The following is a 16,020-nucleotide window of genomic DNA, read 5'->3' as shown; positions in this document are numbered from 1 at the left end:
TTATTGCCAACGAAATGACGTGATGTGTGTCTTGCGTCTTAGTAAATAACGGTTATTCTTTGCGGACTCCGTATGAAGTGTAGTGGGTACAAAACTTTCCATGTGTTTTTTACGCCGCAAACCTAAGACTACTATCTCACGGGGACTAGTGTTTTTAGTGAAAACAATGTCGAGTCGTAAGGGGTTAGGTTTCATATTTGAAGTCATCACGCATATATCTGGATCGTGTTTCCAAAATATTTCATGGAGAAAATTATAATTTAGTAATCGATTTTTAATGTCTTTGAAACGATGGTGATGTCGTGAATTTGTATAAGTAAGCATTTTATTATCTACCAGATGCAGAATGTTTCTGGCGTATGCCTTTTTGCTTACGACTTTTTCCCAACCCATTAAGTGAGGAAGATCGCTTTCACTAAAAACGACCGTAAATTTGTCAAGCAATTTATAGTTTGTGGTTAAGACAATTTGTCTGGTTGCAAACCATCGGCGATAATCATTTAATATTTTTTGATAATTAATATCAAGTGAACTTTTAACTTGGTAGTATTCCATAGGTTTCTCCTAAAAAAATAAAGAGGTTACTAACAAAAGTTAGCAACCTCTTTGGAACGGACGGGAAGACGTCTCCCGTCGGGACTAGCGGTCAGATATTAAGCCTCTGCCAGGCACTATAGCGTTCCACAACTACAGCAACAAGCTAATTGGGCTGTTTTCAGTATTAATCATAACACGCTAAACGAAGAGGTCAATAATTCTTATTAATTCTTTAAAATGTTTTTAAGGGGGTTAAACAACTTTGATAATAATCGGTAATATTAGTCCGTTCTCTGTTACAGCAGGGAGCGGGCTTTTTTCTTTCAATAAAAAAAGAGCCAATCAACTTAATGATTGACTCTTTTAATAGATACCTGACTTTGGCTCAAGGCCTCCGTCAGTTAACGGTCATACCGTTAATCCGTTGTATTCATATTACTATTTTAAGTTTAGGTAGTCAATCATTGTATTTAGAATTGAAAAGAACGAATTTAATCTTGTATTATCTGCATACTATTGTTCATTCCTATGAAATCTCTTAATTAGATTATTGACTTGAATTGGATAGTGTAGGTTATTTGATCCCATTTAAAAATTTTGTCAACCAATGGTTTATTATTTTTAAAACAAGCAGAAACTACTAGTTTACTACCACCTTCAAAATATACGCATTTTCCTTGTGCTAAGTTATTTTTAATATAATTTAACAATTTTTGCTCGCTGATTTCATATGTTTGTTTTAATGTAAGACTTCTATTATTAATATGAATTTTATGATATATTTTACTTTTTGGAGTAAACCAGTCTTTTAGGAATCCGATTATTAAACGAAATAAAGGGGCTATTATCACTAAAATTACGAAGATGAATACAATTATATTTTTCACAATAGATAATAAATTGGACACTAACAGGTCAATATTAAACATTATTTATAGTTAACCTCCTAATTTTTCCAGCTTTTAATGTCATCAGGTTTTAGACACATTTATTTTCTAAGCATCATTAACCTAAATTTAGTCGCGGTGGTTAATGGTGCTTTTTTTATTTTACTTAACTTTATATGTCTTCGTTCCAATCGTATCAAAGTTAGAATTTTGGAATCTAACTTGGACTGGCTTGTCGTTGTTCAAAGTAAACATCATTACAGCTTTTGTTGTTTTTCCCGGCAAAAGGTTGTTATGTAAGTTGTCTTCTTGTTCTTGAAGAGGGTCATTACCATTTGCATCAAGCTTAGTTTGTTCGCCCGGATCTAATTGAACATCTGAGGTATCATTCTTTTGATAAGCGTGAACTACCATATAAACGTTTGAAGGATCTTGCTCTTTTTTGGAGTTATTAGTAATGTCACAATAAAGAACCAATACTTTTTTGCCATCTTCTGCCGAATCTCTAACTTCAGCTTTTGTAAACTTATATGTTTCAACGCCAGCATCAAAGACATTATTCTTATAAGTCCATGTTCGATTAGACGCTTGATCGGACGGCTTTACAGATGATGCATTTTCCGTGCTACTTGAGGAACCAGATTTACTATTTGCGTTTTTACCTCCACACGCAGAGAGCGAAAGAGCAGTTAGTAAAGCAACTGCAACTGTAATTGTTTTTTTCATGAGGACATCCTCCCAATAATTCAGCTTTTAACGTCATCAGTATTTGGACGAATCGATATTATTTCATCTTTATCTGATGTAATACCTAGCAATCTGTTCTCTCACTACAGGATCTAAATACTTTGGAATTAGGTAAGTGCTTTTAAAATCGTTTAAGTTGATAATCTCTTTTTCCACCTCAGCGCAGTAGGACGGTACCAGCAACTTAACCGCTCCAATATTTGCTTTATAATTCTACCGAAGCTTTCCCGGTGAAAGAAGCCGTGTAGAAGCATAAATCTTCTTGTTCACCATTAATAATATGAGATAACTCGTGAGCTAATTGAAATGCCATTGCTTGTGGACGGTGCCAACGATTGTTCATACAAACGATCCGAGTATCAACACGGCAAGCAGGGGGCGGGCTTTTTTAGTTATGACATGCTTTCAATAATTTTTTGAGAATCTCTATATTCTTCAGCAATTGGATATTCGTTGAAGTCAAATGTAAGATCTTTGTATTTCTCTAGGGCTTGTTTAATATCGCTAATGGTAATGTTGAAATATTCTTTACGTTTGTTAACTTGATTTACCCGGTCCTTGGCGAAGTGCTCGTGCAGAGAAGCTTCAAGTTTAAAAGCATCATCACTGAATATTAAAGCGTGCACGTCAAAGGGAAATGGTACAGAAGCGCTACCTAATTCATGGATTCGGTCCATCGGGTCCAATCGACGGGTAACACCGATTTTAAACACATTCTCACCAAACGCCCCAATATTTGAAATGATGTAAACATACCCAGCAGTGGGGTTCTCTTCACGATGATCAAGTTTTTCTTTATGTTCCTGAATTTCTGCAAGTTTTTGTTGTAGCTCAGCCAATTGTGATTTAAGACTGTTAATCTCTTCATCATCAGAAGCTTCGGATATCTTTTGTTGGACTTCGCTTTCAGCTTTAATAAAGTGCTGTTCGTCTTTTTCGTATTTTTTTCGTTCAGCTGCCAATTCACGTTGAAGTTGTTTTTCTTCACGCTCACGTTCACGTTGTTCGCGGAGAATATCCTTTTCTTCTTCTTTCTTCAAGGCATATTCAAGCGCAATATGAGCTTCGTCAAGCTTGCTATCTCTGTAATCATCAGTAAGGCGTACACCGTTGGGTTCGTTAAGCCTGTTTAATTGGTCAAACGAACGGTTGATACGTTTCTCAATAGATTCAATGTTTGCCTTAGTAACCTTGTTCACAGCAGCTTCACATTCAACATTAAACGACCGAACCAATTGTTTAATATTTTTACTTTGCATTGCACGGCCTTTAGACTTTGAGTTATCTAGTAACATTGGACGAAATACCAAGCCTGCTGTACCGTCTTTAATCATTTGCTTTTGTTCTTGTCGAACCTGTTGTAGACGTTCTTTAAATACAGCGGAATTAGTGAAATCATATCTGGGCTTATATAGACCATAGCTTTCTAATTGAACCTCTTCGTCCACTGAAACCAAGTCCTTTTTAGCTTCGGCCAAACGGACTTGTAAAGCTTGAAGCTCAATATTGAGAGATTCCAACGAGGCACTCTCTTTATCAAGTGACGATTTCGTTTCTTCGAGTTGCTTACGCTTTTCGTCGATTAATTTTTCTAATTCTACCGGTTCCATCTGCGAGGCCGTCATTTTCAGATCGGCTATCTTTTGTAGCTCTGCGTTCTTTCGCTGTAACTCGCTTATTTCGCTTTTATATGTCCCAACTTTGAATATATCCAATAGTGACATGACTTCCTCCTGCTATTTTCTAAGTTTCAGTGCAACTAAATATTCCAACTCTTCGGGAATCCCAAATTGTTCGCAAAAACGGATTGGATTATTCAAGTCAACGTTGTCGTTTTTTGTGTAGTCAACTAACAACTTGATCCCGGTGAGGTTGGCCTGATACTCTTCCTTCACACCAACCGAACTAGCCGAATACTCATGGATCCCCTTATCGCCATTTAGAACATGACCAATTTCATGAGCAAAACTGAACGGCACCTCATGAGGGTGTAACCAGTTCATGTTGATAATCACCAGCCGATGATCACCATCTGATATAGACGGTGTATCTCGTGCAAGCTTCCTGGTTAAGATGACACCAACATCGTGGTCAAAAGCATAATTGGTCAACCATTCCATCAAATCATTCATGCTAATTACTCCTATCTAAGTAACCTTTAATAAGGTCCTTGATAATTTCTTTTTGATCATCACTAATTGGCTTCCCTTGATATGAACGCAAACCATCAATAGCTTGGTCAACAGAAAGGTCAGTGTGTTTCTGCTTTTTGTTGATATTTTTATATCTAGGGTCGATATCACTTTTGTTCACGCCAAGTGCGTCAGCTAATTTTTGAACTGCTCCTGCATTAGGCGTAGAGCGTTTAGCAAAGTAACCAGAAATTGTAGAAGTTGGAATACCTGTTTTTTCAGATAGCTGTTTTTGGGTAAGGCCTCTACTATAATATTTTAGATTATTAGATATATCTTCTCTTGCCTTTAGTTCAAGAGGAGATATTTTATTTCTAGGCATTTTCATACTCCTTATTTCCTATATAAGATGACTATATTATAACGAGTTAATTCGTAAAAAACTAGTATTTTATCTCAAAAAACTCGTATTTAGCATTGACTAAACGAGTTTATTCGTTTATAGTAATAATTGTCGAAAGAGAGGTGACAGAATTGACAGTCGAAAATTTAAAACTAACTCTTGAAGCAGCGCGTAAAAATGCAGGATATTCTCAAGCTGAAGCGGCAGCTAAATTGGGAGTTCACCCACAAACACTGGCGGCTTGGGAAAGAGACTCCAGTAAGCTCTCGTATATCGAAGCTAACAAGTTGAGTAAGCTTTATAACATATCTACCGACATTTTATTTTTTGGCCTCAAAAACGAGTTTATTCGTTCTTTGAGAAAGCGTTCATCTTAAGGAGGTGATAACCATGACAGTCTATACAGCAGTCAAAACGGTTGCTAAATCACGAAACAAGTCAATCTATCGAATTGAAAAGGATCTTGGTTTTGGCAATGGAACAATCTCTAAGTGGAACAGGTCAATGCCTGGAGCAGATTCTCTTCAAGCGGTAGCAGATTACTTAGGAACGACGCCGACATATTTACTTCGGTTGGCAAAAGGGGACAAATAAATGACACCACAATTATTCAAATACAAAGACCAACAGGTTCGCACGGTAATTATTAACAATGAACCTTACTTTGTTGGCAAGGATGTAGCCGACATTTTGGGCTATTCAAACGGAAGCCGAGACATTAATGCTCATACAGATAAGGAAGACAGGCTAAAGTACCGAATCAGTACCGCAGGTCAAACGCGTAAACAGACGGTAATTAATGAATCAGGTCTGTACTCATTAATTTTGAGCAGTAAGCTCCCACAGGCCAAGGAATTCAAACACTGGGTAACGAGCGAAGTCTTGCCATCCATTCGCAAACACGGTGCTTACATGACAGATCAAAAAGCGTTTGACATTACGCACAATGCCAGTGGTTTGGCTGACTTGCTTCAACAGGCAGCAAATCAATTAAAAGAAAAAGATGTCCAGATTGCTGAAATGAAGCCGAAGGCAATCTTTGCAGACGCAGTAGCCACAAGCAAGAGCGACATTCTGATTGGTCAATTAGCCAAATTGCTTCGTCAAAATGGTTATCAAACTGGTCAAAACCGTTTGTTCCGTTGGATGCGCGAACATCACTACTTATGTTCAAAAGGCATCCGCTACAACCAGCCGACGCAAAGAGCCATGGAATTAGGGTTATTTAAAGTTCGTGAACGAACAGTTAATAACCCAGACGGCAGCACTCGTATTACCGTTACTACCAAAGTTACAGGCAAGGGTCAGCAATACTTTATTAACCGCTTTTTAAATTCCGAACCAAACCAATTGGTGCTAGAAATTGAAACAGCCTAGACCAGAAAGGAGTTGATCAGAATGGAGCTCACATTAGATGACAACCTGATTCATGATCAAGTTGCTGAAGCGGTTAAAGACTTTGACCTGGTTCCAAAAGAATCGCTTCGGGGACTTACTTGGAACATTAACGAATTTCGCAAACGCTGCTGCGGTGGCAAGAGCGCCAACTGGGTTCGGACATTTATTTTTGACCAGTTTCCAGAAGTCCTCTATGAAAATGGCGGATGGGTGATTGGTGCCCATAAAACCGAAGGTATTAAGGCCACCATTATCTTCGCTTATGAGGCTTGCCAATGGATGGAGGAGCACAAGCGAGACATTGATTGGACCAGCAAGATCGCCTGTTAGGAGGGACAATATGGAAATTGTTTACTGTATCGGCGCACTAGCAGTAATTATTTGGAATCACTAAGGCGGTGAGAGGAGTATGGACAAAATCCTGTTAGCGATATTAATTCTCAATTTAGTTGTGGAAATTCTAAATCTAATTATTGCGATTAATAGGAACAGTTAGTGAAGAGGTATAAATCAGAAAGGAAGTGAACACAATGAATTTTGCCAAAGTAATGTTTTATACGATTTGCGGCAGTTTGCTCGTGCTATTCTACCGAGATGGTCACCAAGTTTTGATGAATTGGACGTTCGTTATCTGGATATTCGCAGCGGCATGGGACTTAGCTAAAACATTAACGCCATACAAAAAGGCGTCTAGCCGATGGCACGACTAGAACGCCAAGACAAAATATTATATCTAAGGAGATTATAGCACATGAATTACGAACATGCTTTAGGCTCGCGAAAAATGCAAACGAAACTAACGAGAACATTAATTGATGATGCAAGCCAAACACATCCGCTTGTGACGGTTGATAATTACGAAGCTTGTCGCCGTTACTTCAGAATCATTGACTTCTGGAATTTACAAATCCGCAAAGGAATGGGGTGGCTAATGGATGGAGATGACTAATCGACAAGTATACCTACAAGATTCGTTAGCTCATAGCATTGTCAATGCCGCCCAACGCATTTATTGGTTACAAAAAAAAGCTGATCGGATTACACAAGCCGATTACTTACACCAGTTGGACGAGTTAAAAATGCTCAATAGAGCGATGGCAGTTAGGATTGATGAATTAAGGAGGGAGTCGATGTGAACGAGCAAGAGTGGTTTGAAAACATTAAAAATCAAAGCCAACAGTTAGCTGATCAATTAGTTCGATTGGCTAAAACAAACGCTAAAACTTATGCAGACGCCAAGCGTTATATAAAAAGGATTAAACAAACCATGTCATATGGGACGGTGGAAGACTCTCAAACCAATGCGGCTTTTAAGATTAATGAAGCAATCTGTAATCTAGCTTTACACCAAATTTGGGAAGAACAGGACCAAATCGATGTTTAAATTGCGTGACTATCAAAACGAAACGATTGATCAAATCTATCAATCGATGAAACATGGTCATCGACGCATTATTGTTCAACAGCCACCGCGCACTGGAAAAACCGTCATTATGGCGGAAATTGCCAGGCGGACAACCGTTAAAGGTAATCGCGTGATGTTTGTAATCCACCGCAAGGAAGTCTTGGCCCAGGCTAAGGAAACGTTCAAACAGCAAGGGGTTGATATGTCATTAACCACAATGGGAATGGTGCAGAGTCTTAACCGGCATACTGATCAGTTGCCAGAACCACAGTTAATCTTCATTGACGAAGGCCACCATGCGATCAGTAAGAGTTACCGCAAAATTATCGACGCTTATCCGAATGCTTATGTCCTGTATTTCACAGCGACACCGATTCGAACTGGTCATAATCAGATGGATCAGATTTCGGATGACATTGTGGTTGGTAAGTCAATTAAATGGCTCACGGACCACCACTTTTTAGCGCCATTCCGATACTACGGTTTGGGTGACATTGATCGTTCGAAACTACGCAAAGCCAATGGCGATTACTCAACGGCCAGCATGGACGAAGCCCTTAATCATCAAATCTACGGGCACATCGTTGAGCAGTATCAACGGTTAGCTAATGGTAAGCAGGCGGTGGTTTACTGTCACTCGATTGAGAGTGCTAAAAAGGTGACTCAGCAGTTTGCTAAAGCTGGTATTTCAGCCGCTGAAATTGATGGTGATACTGATCAAGGTGTGCGTGATCGGCTAGTGCAAAAGTTTCGTGATCAGCAGTTAATGATTTTAGCCAACGTCAATCTTTTTACAGAAGGCGTTGATTTGCCGAATGTCGACTGCGTGATTATGGCCCGCCCAACCAGCTCGCTATCACTGTATTTACAGTTCTCCATGCGCTGCTTGAACCCGCGAGAAGGTAAGACAGCGATCATCATTGACCATGTCGACAACTTCTTAAACTTCGGGTTGCCAAATGAAGACCGCAACTGGGAAGCGGCAATCGTAACTAAGGATAAGCGCAAGGCGGGGTCAGCAGAGTCAGGACCAGCAATTGCGCAATGCAATTTCTGCTTTGGAACTTTTTACCGTGATCAGATTGTAAATGGTCTTTGCCCGTTGTGTGGGCATGAATTAAAGAAGGAAAACAAAGACTACAAGATCGTCAATGTCGATTTACAAGAGATTAAAGATAATCAAGCGGTCAAAAAACGTAAAGCGATGATCAATAAAATCTTAACTAATCAGGTTTTGGCAAATGTGGCCGACAAGTCACCGAGCCAATTACACACACTCAAAGAGTTTCAAGCCTACGCTGAGTTACATGATTACTCAGCCGGGTGGGCTTGGTACCAATTCAACAATAGGAGGAAACATAAATGGTGATTAAACTTCCAAAGGATGAAAAACTACATCCAAAAACTCAGCCCCATAATTTCTTTATCTGGGGTGCCACGATGAGCGGTAAGTCATACTTTGCGAGTTTCTTTCCACATCCGTTGGTTTTGAATACCGACGGCAATAGTGAACAAGGGACTGCACCAAGCATTCAGATTCGCAACGTTCGGGACCAAAATGGTGGATTAAAAGAATCGGCTATTCAACAATTGGACGATGTTATTACTGCTCTACAATCTACTGACAATACATTCCAGACACTAATTGTCGATGTGATTGATGACATTTGCGTAATGATCGAACAAGCAATCTGTCTGGACAATCAGGTTCAAGCGCTGAGTGATATTCCCTACGGAAAAGGCTATGCCATGTTTAATACGGTGCTTCAGCAATTTGTGATGGATCTAAAGGCGTTGCCAATGAACGTGATTTATATTAGCCGAGAATTGTCCAATACGGATGAACAAACCGGATCAACAGAATTAAAACCATCGTTGAAGAATAAATACTACAACATCGTCAACGGTAACTGTGATTTGGTTATCCATACGCAAAAATTTGGCAAAGATACCTATACCCGAACAGTAACTGATCGCCGGACGAAGTATCAAGCCGAAAACATCACAGACGCACGCATTAGAAAATTACTTGAATCATGCGATGGCATGTTTGATTAAAAATGACTAGTAAACATTATTACCTGCGCAATTGGACGCCAGGGGTCCCTCCGAAACGAATAATTGATCATAGTCATCAGCCATATAGCTACTTATTCGACATGTGGAAGGACAGTTATAGTTCTGTTGAGAAACGTCAGGACAAGTTTTATTTGATCGACGGCAAAGGCAAAAGAAGACGCATCAATAAGCATTGGTATGAAGTCTTATTGAGAATGGATCGGGATGATTACAATATGTATCATCGCTGGTTCCGAAACGAGATCCATTTTGCTGATGAGGATTATGTATGGACTACTTTTAAACTACCTAATAATCAAAGAGATGAAATGAAAGAAAAACAACGTCTAGTTGGACCATTTTTATCAACCCTTACTCATACCCAGTGCGTGACATACTACGATCTTTGTTTAGGATTCAAACAAGTAGAAATTGCAGAAAGACGAAATGTTTCCAAAAACGCAGTTACAAACATCAAACGTGCATTAATTAAAAAATTGCAAAAAGAATTATTACAGCATGGAATTTTAGGAGGAATTAAATCATGAGTTTATTTGAAGCATACAAAAAAGCAACTACTAACTGGGACGCAAAGAAGGACAGCATTAACCAATCACAAGCCATTCCTGAAGGGACTTATCAGGTTATGTTAGAACAAGTCGACCATCCGGTATACAAGAGCGGCTGGGATTGCTTGCGGTTCAACATGCAAGTCATCAAAGGCGATTATGCTAGTCGCCACGAACAATTACGAATCAGCTTGGCAACCAAGACCGGTAAAGGTAAACCAATGCCTGAGTTTGTGGTCAGTCAAAACATTCGGACCATTGCCAAAATCGGTGAAGTGGTTGGCCTAGAAATGAAACCAGAATACTTCCCGGACAACGAAACCGACGCTTATGAAAAACTGGTAGCGGCTTTCAAACCTTACGAAGGTAAGACGTTGGAAATGAAAATCACCGAAACGGCCAATAAGAAAGATCCTGATAACCCATACCGGAACTACGATTTTGCAGAAGGGGAACAAATCAAGGAACCTTCCAATGAAGAGATCGCTGAAGCCGTAAAGCAGACCGCTGAAGACGATGACACAACCGTTGAAGATGACGCTTTGCCATTCTAAGCAGCGTGGGCAGTGACCCTAAACCGCCGGATGGGTGTAAGGCCCTTTAAGGAGTGAACAATGCAGAGTTTAGTAAATTATGCCAAACAATATGCTGAGCACGGTTTTAGTGTCATTCCGACATTAGGCAAAAAGCCGCTGGTTAAATTTGCTGATCGACCACCGATGACGACGGATGAAATTGAGAGGTTTTGGAAAAAACACCCGTATGCCAACATTGCATTAAAAACGGAACAGTTTTTCGTGATTGATGTTGACCGTCATAGTGACGGAGCAGACGGGACAAATTCAATCAAAAACCTCAACCACCCTGAATGGTTCAATACGTTGTGTCAAAGAACGGCTCACGATGGTTTCCAATTTTTATTTAAGAAACCGGCCGAACGAATCAGTCAAAATATCGGCTTTCTCCCTGGGGTCGACATTAAAGCACACCCAAACAATTACGTGGTAGTAGCGCCGAGCGAGGTAGATGACAAGCGATATCAATGGCTGAACCATAAACCAATGGTTAAACCGGCTGAAGAATTAATTCAGTTAATCGAAGAAAAGGGCAAACCAACCATTAGTGAGCAAAAGATTGAGGAATATCACCCCACAGGCAAAACCCAAACCTCTGAGTTGTTTGAACAGATTGCTAACGGTTTAGGACCAACCGGGGGCCGGAACAATGCCTTAGCAGCCTTCGCGGGTGGCTTATTATTCCGCAACGTGGAACCAGAAACGGTTTTGGAACTGTCCCGGATTGCAAACAGCCGCACTGAATTCAGTTTGTCTGACAACGAAGTAGTCGTGACCGTAAACAGCATGATCAAAAAAGAAATAAGAAGGCGAGGTGAAGTGAGTGAGTGACGAAAAAATCGTGAAGTTTGACAAAAAGAATGCCGACAAGTTGAAGCAATTAAATGATGACGAGACCAACGCGTGGGGATTCAAAACCGATAAATACGGTAAATTGAAACCCAAAAGTTTGGTCAACATCGAAATCATTTTGGAAAACGATCCGTTGTTGAAAGATTCGTTTCGGTTCAATGAATTCACCTCTGAAATTGATGTCGTAAAAGCCAATCGTCAATTAATGTTTAAGACCGGCCAATTGGTCGACGCTTATATTGATCAGATCGCTTCTTACATTGAAAACAATGCCGATTATGGAGTTTTGTTTGATAACCAGCGAATCAGAAGTGCCATCACAGTAGTGGCTATGCGACATAAATATAATCCGATTTTGGATTATTTTAATGAGGCCTATGTGAACTGGGACCATCAAGAGCGGCTAAAGGATGTGATGACTGAGTATCTGGGAGTGGCTGATAGCGAAGTAACGACACTGATTACAAAGTTATTTTTTGTCGGTGCTGTCGCCAAAGCACATGACCCCAAGACTAAGTTTGATTTTGTACTCGATCTAGTCGGTGGTCAGGGCGCGGGGAAGACCACCTTTCTACAGAAGATTGCCCCGCTTGGTTACTACACGGACCAATTTTCGACTTTCGACAACAAAGATGATTATGCCGTCATGCGGCGGGCATTAATCATTAATGATGACGAAATGACGGCCACTAATAACGCGTCGTTTGAGATCTTAAAGAAATTCATTACATTGCAAGAGTTTGAGTACCGGAAGCCATACGGACACCAAGCCGAACGGTTTGATAAGAATTTCGTGATGGCCCGAACAACGAATGAATTGTACTATCTGAAAGATAAAACTGGTGAACGGCGTTTCTTACCGCTGCATGTTAGTAAAGCGCGGCAGGAACACCATCCGGTTACCGATCTGAAGCCGGACTATGTCAAGCAACTTTGGGGTGAAGCGATGTATTTGTACAAAGATACCGAGTTTAGTTTTGCCTTGACCAGTGTGCAAGAGCAGGAGCTGAATGAACACCGCCGCGAATTTATGTATACGGATGAATTGGAAGACAAAATTGATGAAGCGTTAAGCAATCAATTTAATGGCCGTAAATTTATCCCTAATGACCAACTAGCTTTAGCGGTAGCGCCGGGAATTGATTTAGTTAAAAATCGGAAAGTTGCCAATCAGATTACGAATATTATGGTTAATCGGTTTGGATTTAGAAAGGCGTCCAAAAAGATAAGTGGTAACACTAAGCGAGGTTACGCTAAGTTACACTAAAAAGCCTTTACTGTAACCTTCATAAACGTTGATATACCAGCTTTTGTAGCCAAAAAGGTTACGGTAACAGTAATATTCTTAAAAAAATAATTTAGTAGTAGGTATATATATAGAACGGCGCAGAAAAGTTTGCGCGAAAAAATAGCGTAACTTTGAGCTTTGATAGGGACTGAGCCCAGTAATAGCAAGGGTTACAGAAGGTTACAGTAGCCCCAAAATAGCGTAACCTACTGTAACCGAAAGGAGAAAAATATGCACAATCAAATTTTAGGAACAAATGATGAACTGTCAGTAATTAATTTTGATGGATGGGATTGCGTTGATGAATGTAATGAATGGTTGCACAACCCAAGTCGTTGCGTTGAGGTTGTCGACATAAAATACGGTTTTGCTGCAGACGAATCGGAAGTCTTCTCTAGCATTTTACTTTTATATCGGGAGGTGTCGTAATGATCAGATACATTGCACCAGAAGCAACCCTTGCCTGTGCCGATTGCCACGCAGAATTTCCCCGTGGTCAGCAAGTCTTACGGTATCAAGGGAAATGCTTTTGCGACGAAGAATGCTTGAGTAATTATGTGAGTGAGCAAGCGGAGATGATAACGGTATGACCCCCGAACACAAAATTCAGTCGGATATCTTAGTGGCATTGTCAGCACACCAATGTACACCATTTCGTATTAATGTCGGCAAAGGCAAAACGGCGGATGGCCGCTACTTCAGCACCGGTGTCAAGCCGGGTTACCCTGACATCTCTGGTTTTATCTGGAAGACCGGCAAGGCATTTTTTATCGAAGTTAAAACACCTACTGGCCGACCGCGAAAAGAGCAAGTCCAATTCCATAAAATGCTAACCAATCATCACATCATACATGGTATTGCTCGTTCAACGGATGATGCTTTAAAAATCATTGATGAAGAGTTAGTCGGTTATGGATTTAAAGATGAGGTAATGTCATGACGATTGAAGAAGCACAAAATCACACCACCGCATGGGAGGTTGACAATGATATATCCGAAGACGATTAGAGGTTACAAAGCTACTCCTCACAAGATCGTGAGAAATATTGACGGTGAGTGGTATGAATCTCGGCCAACTAAGGAAATTTGGCCGGCAGGCAGTGATGAGCCTGACGTAAACGGTGAATACGTTGGTAGCTATGATTGTGCTTATCGCTGGTTTCCAGTAGGTAAAGATTATCCAAAAGGTGAATGGTACGAAATTAAACCTAATCTTTATGGCTGGGAAATAGATTTCATGCCGGGGGAGAAGCCTTTGAGCGCCTACTATTGGCACATTGGAGAATCACACCCAACATTCCACGAATACAAGCATGTTGACGGCATTATCAACTACGTTAAATCAACGTATGAAAAACTGCCATTTTAGGAGGAGAGCGAAAATGAAGATTGATGAATTAGCAAAAACATTAAACGGGCTTGATGGAGTAGTTTGTGATGTAAAACAAGAGGATATTCACATTGATATTTGCGAAAATCCAAATAAAACAGATTATCCTCATTGGTCAGTGGTTATTATTGACCTACCAATTAAAGCCGCAAGCTGGTTAGATGCCAAGCTTTCGTCAAATAGCCACCAACGATTAGCAATTCAACAAGAAGTAGCATGCTGGATTAATGAATATCTAGCAACTCCGGTTGAAGAACGGTTTTCGGAAAAGAAATATGTATTGTCAACAATGCGGTGCGTTGAAGGGCCAATTGCTATTAAGCAATATGTTACAGCGTTTCAAGCTAGTGGTGATTATGTAACGTTTGATTTTGGGAGTGAAGAAGAAGCCCAAAAATGGACGGATAAAGAACTGCATGATTTCACGCAATGGTTTCCCAAAGAAGCCATTGAAGCTATGAAAGAAGAGGCATGACGATGCAGAATTATGATGAATTAGTTCCAAAATTAAGAGAAGAAAAATCAGAACTCAATCTTAAAATTGAACATCTACAAAGGTTCTTGGATAGAGAATGTCCAGAAGACGGGACCAGTAATACGGCGCTTTTAAATAGTCTAACGAAAGAGCAGTTAACCACAATGAAACAATACTATAGCTATTTGGGCTTCCGAATTTCGTTATTAGAAATGTTTTGGGAGGATTCGCAAAACGAGGTGAAGGACGATGAAGACTAGATGGTTTGAAGCTTATAGCAAAGATGATATTCAACAGGACATTGACGATTTTTGTGAAGATTATGAAGTTGTTAGTATTTCGATTACTGAAACTGAAGGGCCGCAGCATTACTTAGCAGTTGTGGTCTACAAAGATTGGCTGCAAAAGGCCTTGGACGAGCAATAAATGGAAAAATAAAAAAAGTCACCACGATGGGTGACTCTCGCAAAGATTTAGCATATCTATTATATCACTATTAACTATACGATACGGGGGTTACATCGTGGGACTGTTTCCAGAAATCAATGAAGAATTAACAATCAAAAACGTAAAACGCTTCTTTAACCCCGATAAGGGTTCTTATTGGCGAGTGGTGGAAGTGTCAGGGATTCTTGTAAGTTCCCCAAAAGCTGACATCACCGGTGTTTCTGGTTCAGTTAAAGGGAACTCTCAGGAAGATAAGAACATTAAACTTAATATTTACAAGACAATTATTAAAGCGGTTGAATATGCCATTGATTGCTGTTTGCCACCCAGCAAAGAAATATTGACTTACCGATATATTCAAAGATTATCAGTTTGGCAGACAAAGCAGCATCTCAAACTTGATAGCAACGATTCGTACAGTAAACGTGATCGTTCAGCTTGTCTAGCGTTTGCCCGAACGTTTGAATACAGCGCTCGAGTTAAGTATAAGATTCCGTATGAGTATTTATCTTCATTTTTGACCATTGAAGGAAACTAAAACGGGATACTTTCGGGATAAAAACGGGATGAATTCGGGATGTTTTCGGGACGTCAACGGGATTGCAATCATATTATATTGGTATTGTTGAAAAGATTGACCTAAGCAAGTCATTAAACTGCTAGAGATGATGATGTGGATTACCTTCTAAATAATTACAGTAAATCTCATACTGCGCTACTCTCATCATCTCAGGCATCCATTCCGAAAGGATAAAGAAGTCTGCAATCAACTTTTACGGCTTAGCGATTGCGATGATGTAAAGCTAGTAAAAAGACTTGTCTTTTTTAATGGAAGAGCGCCAGATGCCTTACGAGGC

The 16,020-nt window shown here is 39.9% G+C and carries 25 protein-coding genes; 19 read left to right on the top strand and 6 right to left on the bottom strand.

What is annotated here, in order from left to right:
• The 6 genes from NFR43_RS07315 to NFR43_RS07290 form a co-directional block, all read right to left on the bottom strand.
• Positions 1 to 555 (bottom strand): PBECR4 domain-containing protein, encoded by a 555-nt coding sequence (locus NFR43_RS07315; RefSeq protein WP_251547925.1) that lies wholly within the window; start codon positions 553 to 555, stop codon positions 1 to 3.
• A gap of 1,031 nt (positions 556 to 1,586) precedes the next feature.
• Complete coding sequence (locus NFR43_RS07310) at positions 1,587 to 2,150, bottom strand: DUF5067 domain-containing protein (RefSeq protein WP_251547923.1); 564 nt, start codon at positions 2,148 to 2,150, stop codon at positions 1,587 to 1,589.
• 226 nt (positions 2,151 to 2,376) lie between these two features.
• Complete coding sequence (locus NFR43_RS07305) at positions 2,377 to 2,523, bottom strand: ImmA/IrrE family metallo-endopeptidase (protein ID WP_275087110.1); 147 nt, start codon at positions 2,521 to 2,523, stop codon at positions 2,377 to 2,379.
• 40 nt (positions 2,524 to 2,563) lie between these two features.
• Entirely contained in the window at positions 2,564 to 3,895 is a 1,332-nt protein-coding gene (locus tag NFR43_RS07300; protein WP_251547919.1) for a DUF4041 domain-containing protein, read from the bottom strand.
• Positions 3,896 to 3,907: 12 nt separating this feature from the next.
• On the bottom strand, positions 3,908 to 4,303 hold the full coding sequence (locus NFR43_RS07295) for an ImmA/IrrE family metallo-endopeptidase (RefSeq protein WP_251547917.1): 396 nt from the start codon (positions 4,301 to 4,303) through the stop codon (positions 3,908 to 3,910).
• A 1-nt stretch (position 4,304) separates the two neighbouring features.
• Entirely contained in the window at positions 4,305 to 4,685 is a 381-nt protein-coding gene (locus NFR43_RS07290; RefSeq protein WP_251547916.1) for a helix-turn-helix domain-containing protein, read from the bottom strand.
• Between the two features lie 152 nt (positions 4,686 to 4,837).
• Between NFR43_RS07290 and NFR43_RS07285 the strand changes: the two genes are divergently transcribed.
• The 19 genes from NFR43_RS07285 to NFR43_RS07195 all read left to right on the top strand — a co-directional run bounded on the left by NFR43_RS07285 (position 4,838) and on the right by NFR43_RS07195 (position 15,701).
• Positions 4,838 to 5,083 (top strand): helix-turn-helix transcriptional regulator, encoded by a 246-nt coding sequence (locus tag NFR43_RS07285; RefSeq protein WP_251547914.1) that lies wholly within the window; start codon positions 4,838 to 4,840, stop codon positions 5,081 to 5,083.
• 13 nt (positions 5,084 to 5,096) lie between these two features.
• Positions 5,097 to 5,300 (top strand): helix-turn-helix domain-containing protein, encoded by a 204-nt coding sequence (locus NFR43_RS07280; protein WP_251547912.1) that lies wholly within the window; start codon positions 5,097 to 5,099, stop codon positions 5,298 to 5,300.
• Positions 5,301 to 6,083 (top strand): phage antirepressor, encoded by a 783-nt coding sequence (locus NFR43_RS07275; RefSeq protein ID WP_251547910.1) that lies wholly within the window; start codon positions 5,301 to 5,303, stop codon positions 6,081 to 6,083. It begins immediately after the preceding gene.
• Between the two features lie 21 nt (positions 6,084 to 6,104).
• Positions 6,105 to 6,434, top strand: coding sequence for a DUF771 domain-containing protein (locus NFR43_RS07270; protein ID WP_251547908.1), 330 nt, complete (start codon positions 6,105 to 6,107; stop codon positions 6,432 to 6,434).
• 421 nt (positions 6,435 to 6,855) lie between these two features.
• Positions 6,856 to 7,053, top strand: coding sequence for a hypothetical protein (locus tag NFR43_RS07265; protein WP_251547906.1), 198 nt, complete (start codon positions 6,856 to 6,858; stop codon positions 7,051 to 7,053).
• Between the two features lie 183 nt (positions 7,054 to 7,236).
• Entirely contained in the window at positions 7,237 to 7,488 is a 252-nt protein-coding gene (locus NFR43_RS07260; protein ID WP_251547904.1) for a hypothetical protein, read from the top strand.
• Complete coding sequence (locus NFR43_RS07255) at positions 7,481 to 8,878, top strand: DEAD/DEAH box helicase (protein WP_251547902.1); 1,398 nt, start codon at positions 7,481 to 7,483, stop codon at positions 8,876 to 8,878. The genes NFR43_RS07260 and NFR43_RS07255 overlap by 8 nt, the downstream gene beginning before the upstream one ends.
• On the top strand, positions 8,872 to 9,567 hold the full coding sequence (locus tag NFR43_RS07250; RefSeq protein WP_251547900.1) for an AAA family ATPase: 696 nt from the start codon (positions 8,872 to 8,874) through the stop codon (positions 9,565 to 9,567). Before NFR43_RS07255 ends, NFR43_RS07250 begins: the two co-directional genes overlap by 7 nt.
• A gap of 152 nt (positions 9,568 to 9,719) precedes the next feature.
• On the top strand, positions 9,720 to 10,115 hold the full coding sequence (locus NFR43_RS07245) for a hypothetical protein (RefSeq protein ID WP_251547898.1): 396 nt from the start codon (positions 9,720 to 9,722) through the stop codon (positions 10,113 to 10,115).
• Positions 10,112 to 10,690, top strand: coding sequence for a hypothetical protein (locus tag NFR43_RS07240; protein WP_251547897.1), 579 nt, complete (start codon positions 10,112 to 10,114; stop codon positions 10,688 to 10,690). Before NFR43_RS07245 ends, NFR43_RS07240 begins: the two co-directional genes overlap by 4 nt.
• A 60-nt stretch (positions 10,691 to 10,750) precedes the next feature.
• Positions 10,751 to 11,542, top strand: a complete 792-nt coding sequence (locus NFR43_RS07235) for a bifunctional DNA primase/polymerase (RefSeq protein WP_251547895.1) — start codon at positions 10,751 to 10,753, stop codon at positions 11,540 to 11,542.
• The gene (locus NFR43_RS07230) at positions 11,535 to 12,830 is read left to right on the top strand and encodes a VapE domain-containing protein (RefSeq protein ID WP_251547893.1); all 1,296 of its coding nucleotides are present in this window, start codon (positions 11,535 to 11,537) and stop codon (positions 12,828 to 12,830) included. Before NFR43_RS07235 ends, NFR43_RS07230 begins: the two co-directional genes overlap by 8 nt.
• A gap of 252 nt (positions 12,831 to 13,082) precedes the next feature.
• Entirely contained in the window at positions 13,083 to 13,280 is a 198-nt protein-coding gene (locus NFR43_RS07225) for a hypothetical protein (protein ID WP_251547891.1), read from the top strand.
• Between the two features lie 157 nt (positions 13,281 to 13,437).
• Positions 13,438 to 13,791 carry a VRR-NUC domain-containing protein gene (locus tag NFR43_RS07220; RefSeq protein ID WP_251547889.1) on the top strand — a complete coding sequence of 118 codons (354 nt, stop codon included), beginning with the start codon at positions 13,438 to 13,440 and terminating at the stop codon, positions 13,789 to 13,791.
• Between the two features lie 45 nt (positions 13,792 to 13,836).
• Positions 13,837 to 14,220: a hypothetical protein gene (locus NFR43_RS07215; RefSeq protein WP_251547887.1), complete on the top strand. Its 384-nt coding sequence runs from the start codon at positions 13,837 to 13,839 to the stop codon at positions 14,218 to 14,220.
• Between the two features lie 13 nt (positions 14,221 to 14,233).
• Entirely contained in the window at positions 14,234 to 14,716 is a 483-nt protein-coding gene (locus NFR43_RS07210) for a hypothetical protein (RefSeq protein WP_251547885.1), read from the top strand.
• A gap of 2 nt (positions 14,717 to 14,718) precedes the next feature.
• Complete coding sequence (locus tag NFR43_RS07205; protein WP_251547883.1) at positions 14,719 to 14,976, top strand: crAss001_48 related protein; 258 nt, start codon at positions 14,719 to 14,721, stop codon at positions 14,974 to 14,976.
• Positions 14,966 to 15,142, top strand: coding sequence for a hypothetical protein (locus NFR43_RS07200; protein ID WP_251547881.1), 177 nt, complete (start codon positions 14,966 to 14,968; stop codon positions 15,140 to 15,142). The genes NFR43_RS07205 and NFR43_RS07200 overlap by 11 nt, the downstream gene beginning before the upstream one ends.
• Before the next feature lie 97 nt (positions 15,143 to 15,239).
• The gene (locus NFR43_RS07195) at positions 15,240 to 15,701 is read left to right on the top strand and encodes a hypothetical protein (RefSeq protein WP_251547879.1); all 462 of its coding nucleotides are present in this window, start codon (positions 15,240 to 15,242) and stop codon (positions 15,699 to 15,701) included.
• Positions 15,702 to 16,020: the final 319 nt, after the last annotated feature.

It is taken from the genome of Limosilactobacillus caecicola, assembly GCF_943192935.1.
Lineage (GTDB): Bacteria > Bacillota > Bacilli > Lactobacillales > Lactobacillaceae > Limosilactobacillus > Limosilactobacillus caecicola.
This window is presented reverse-complemented; position numbering and strand designations above follow the sequence as displayed.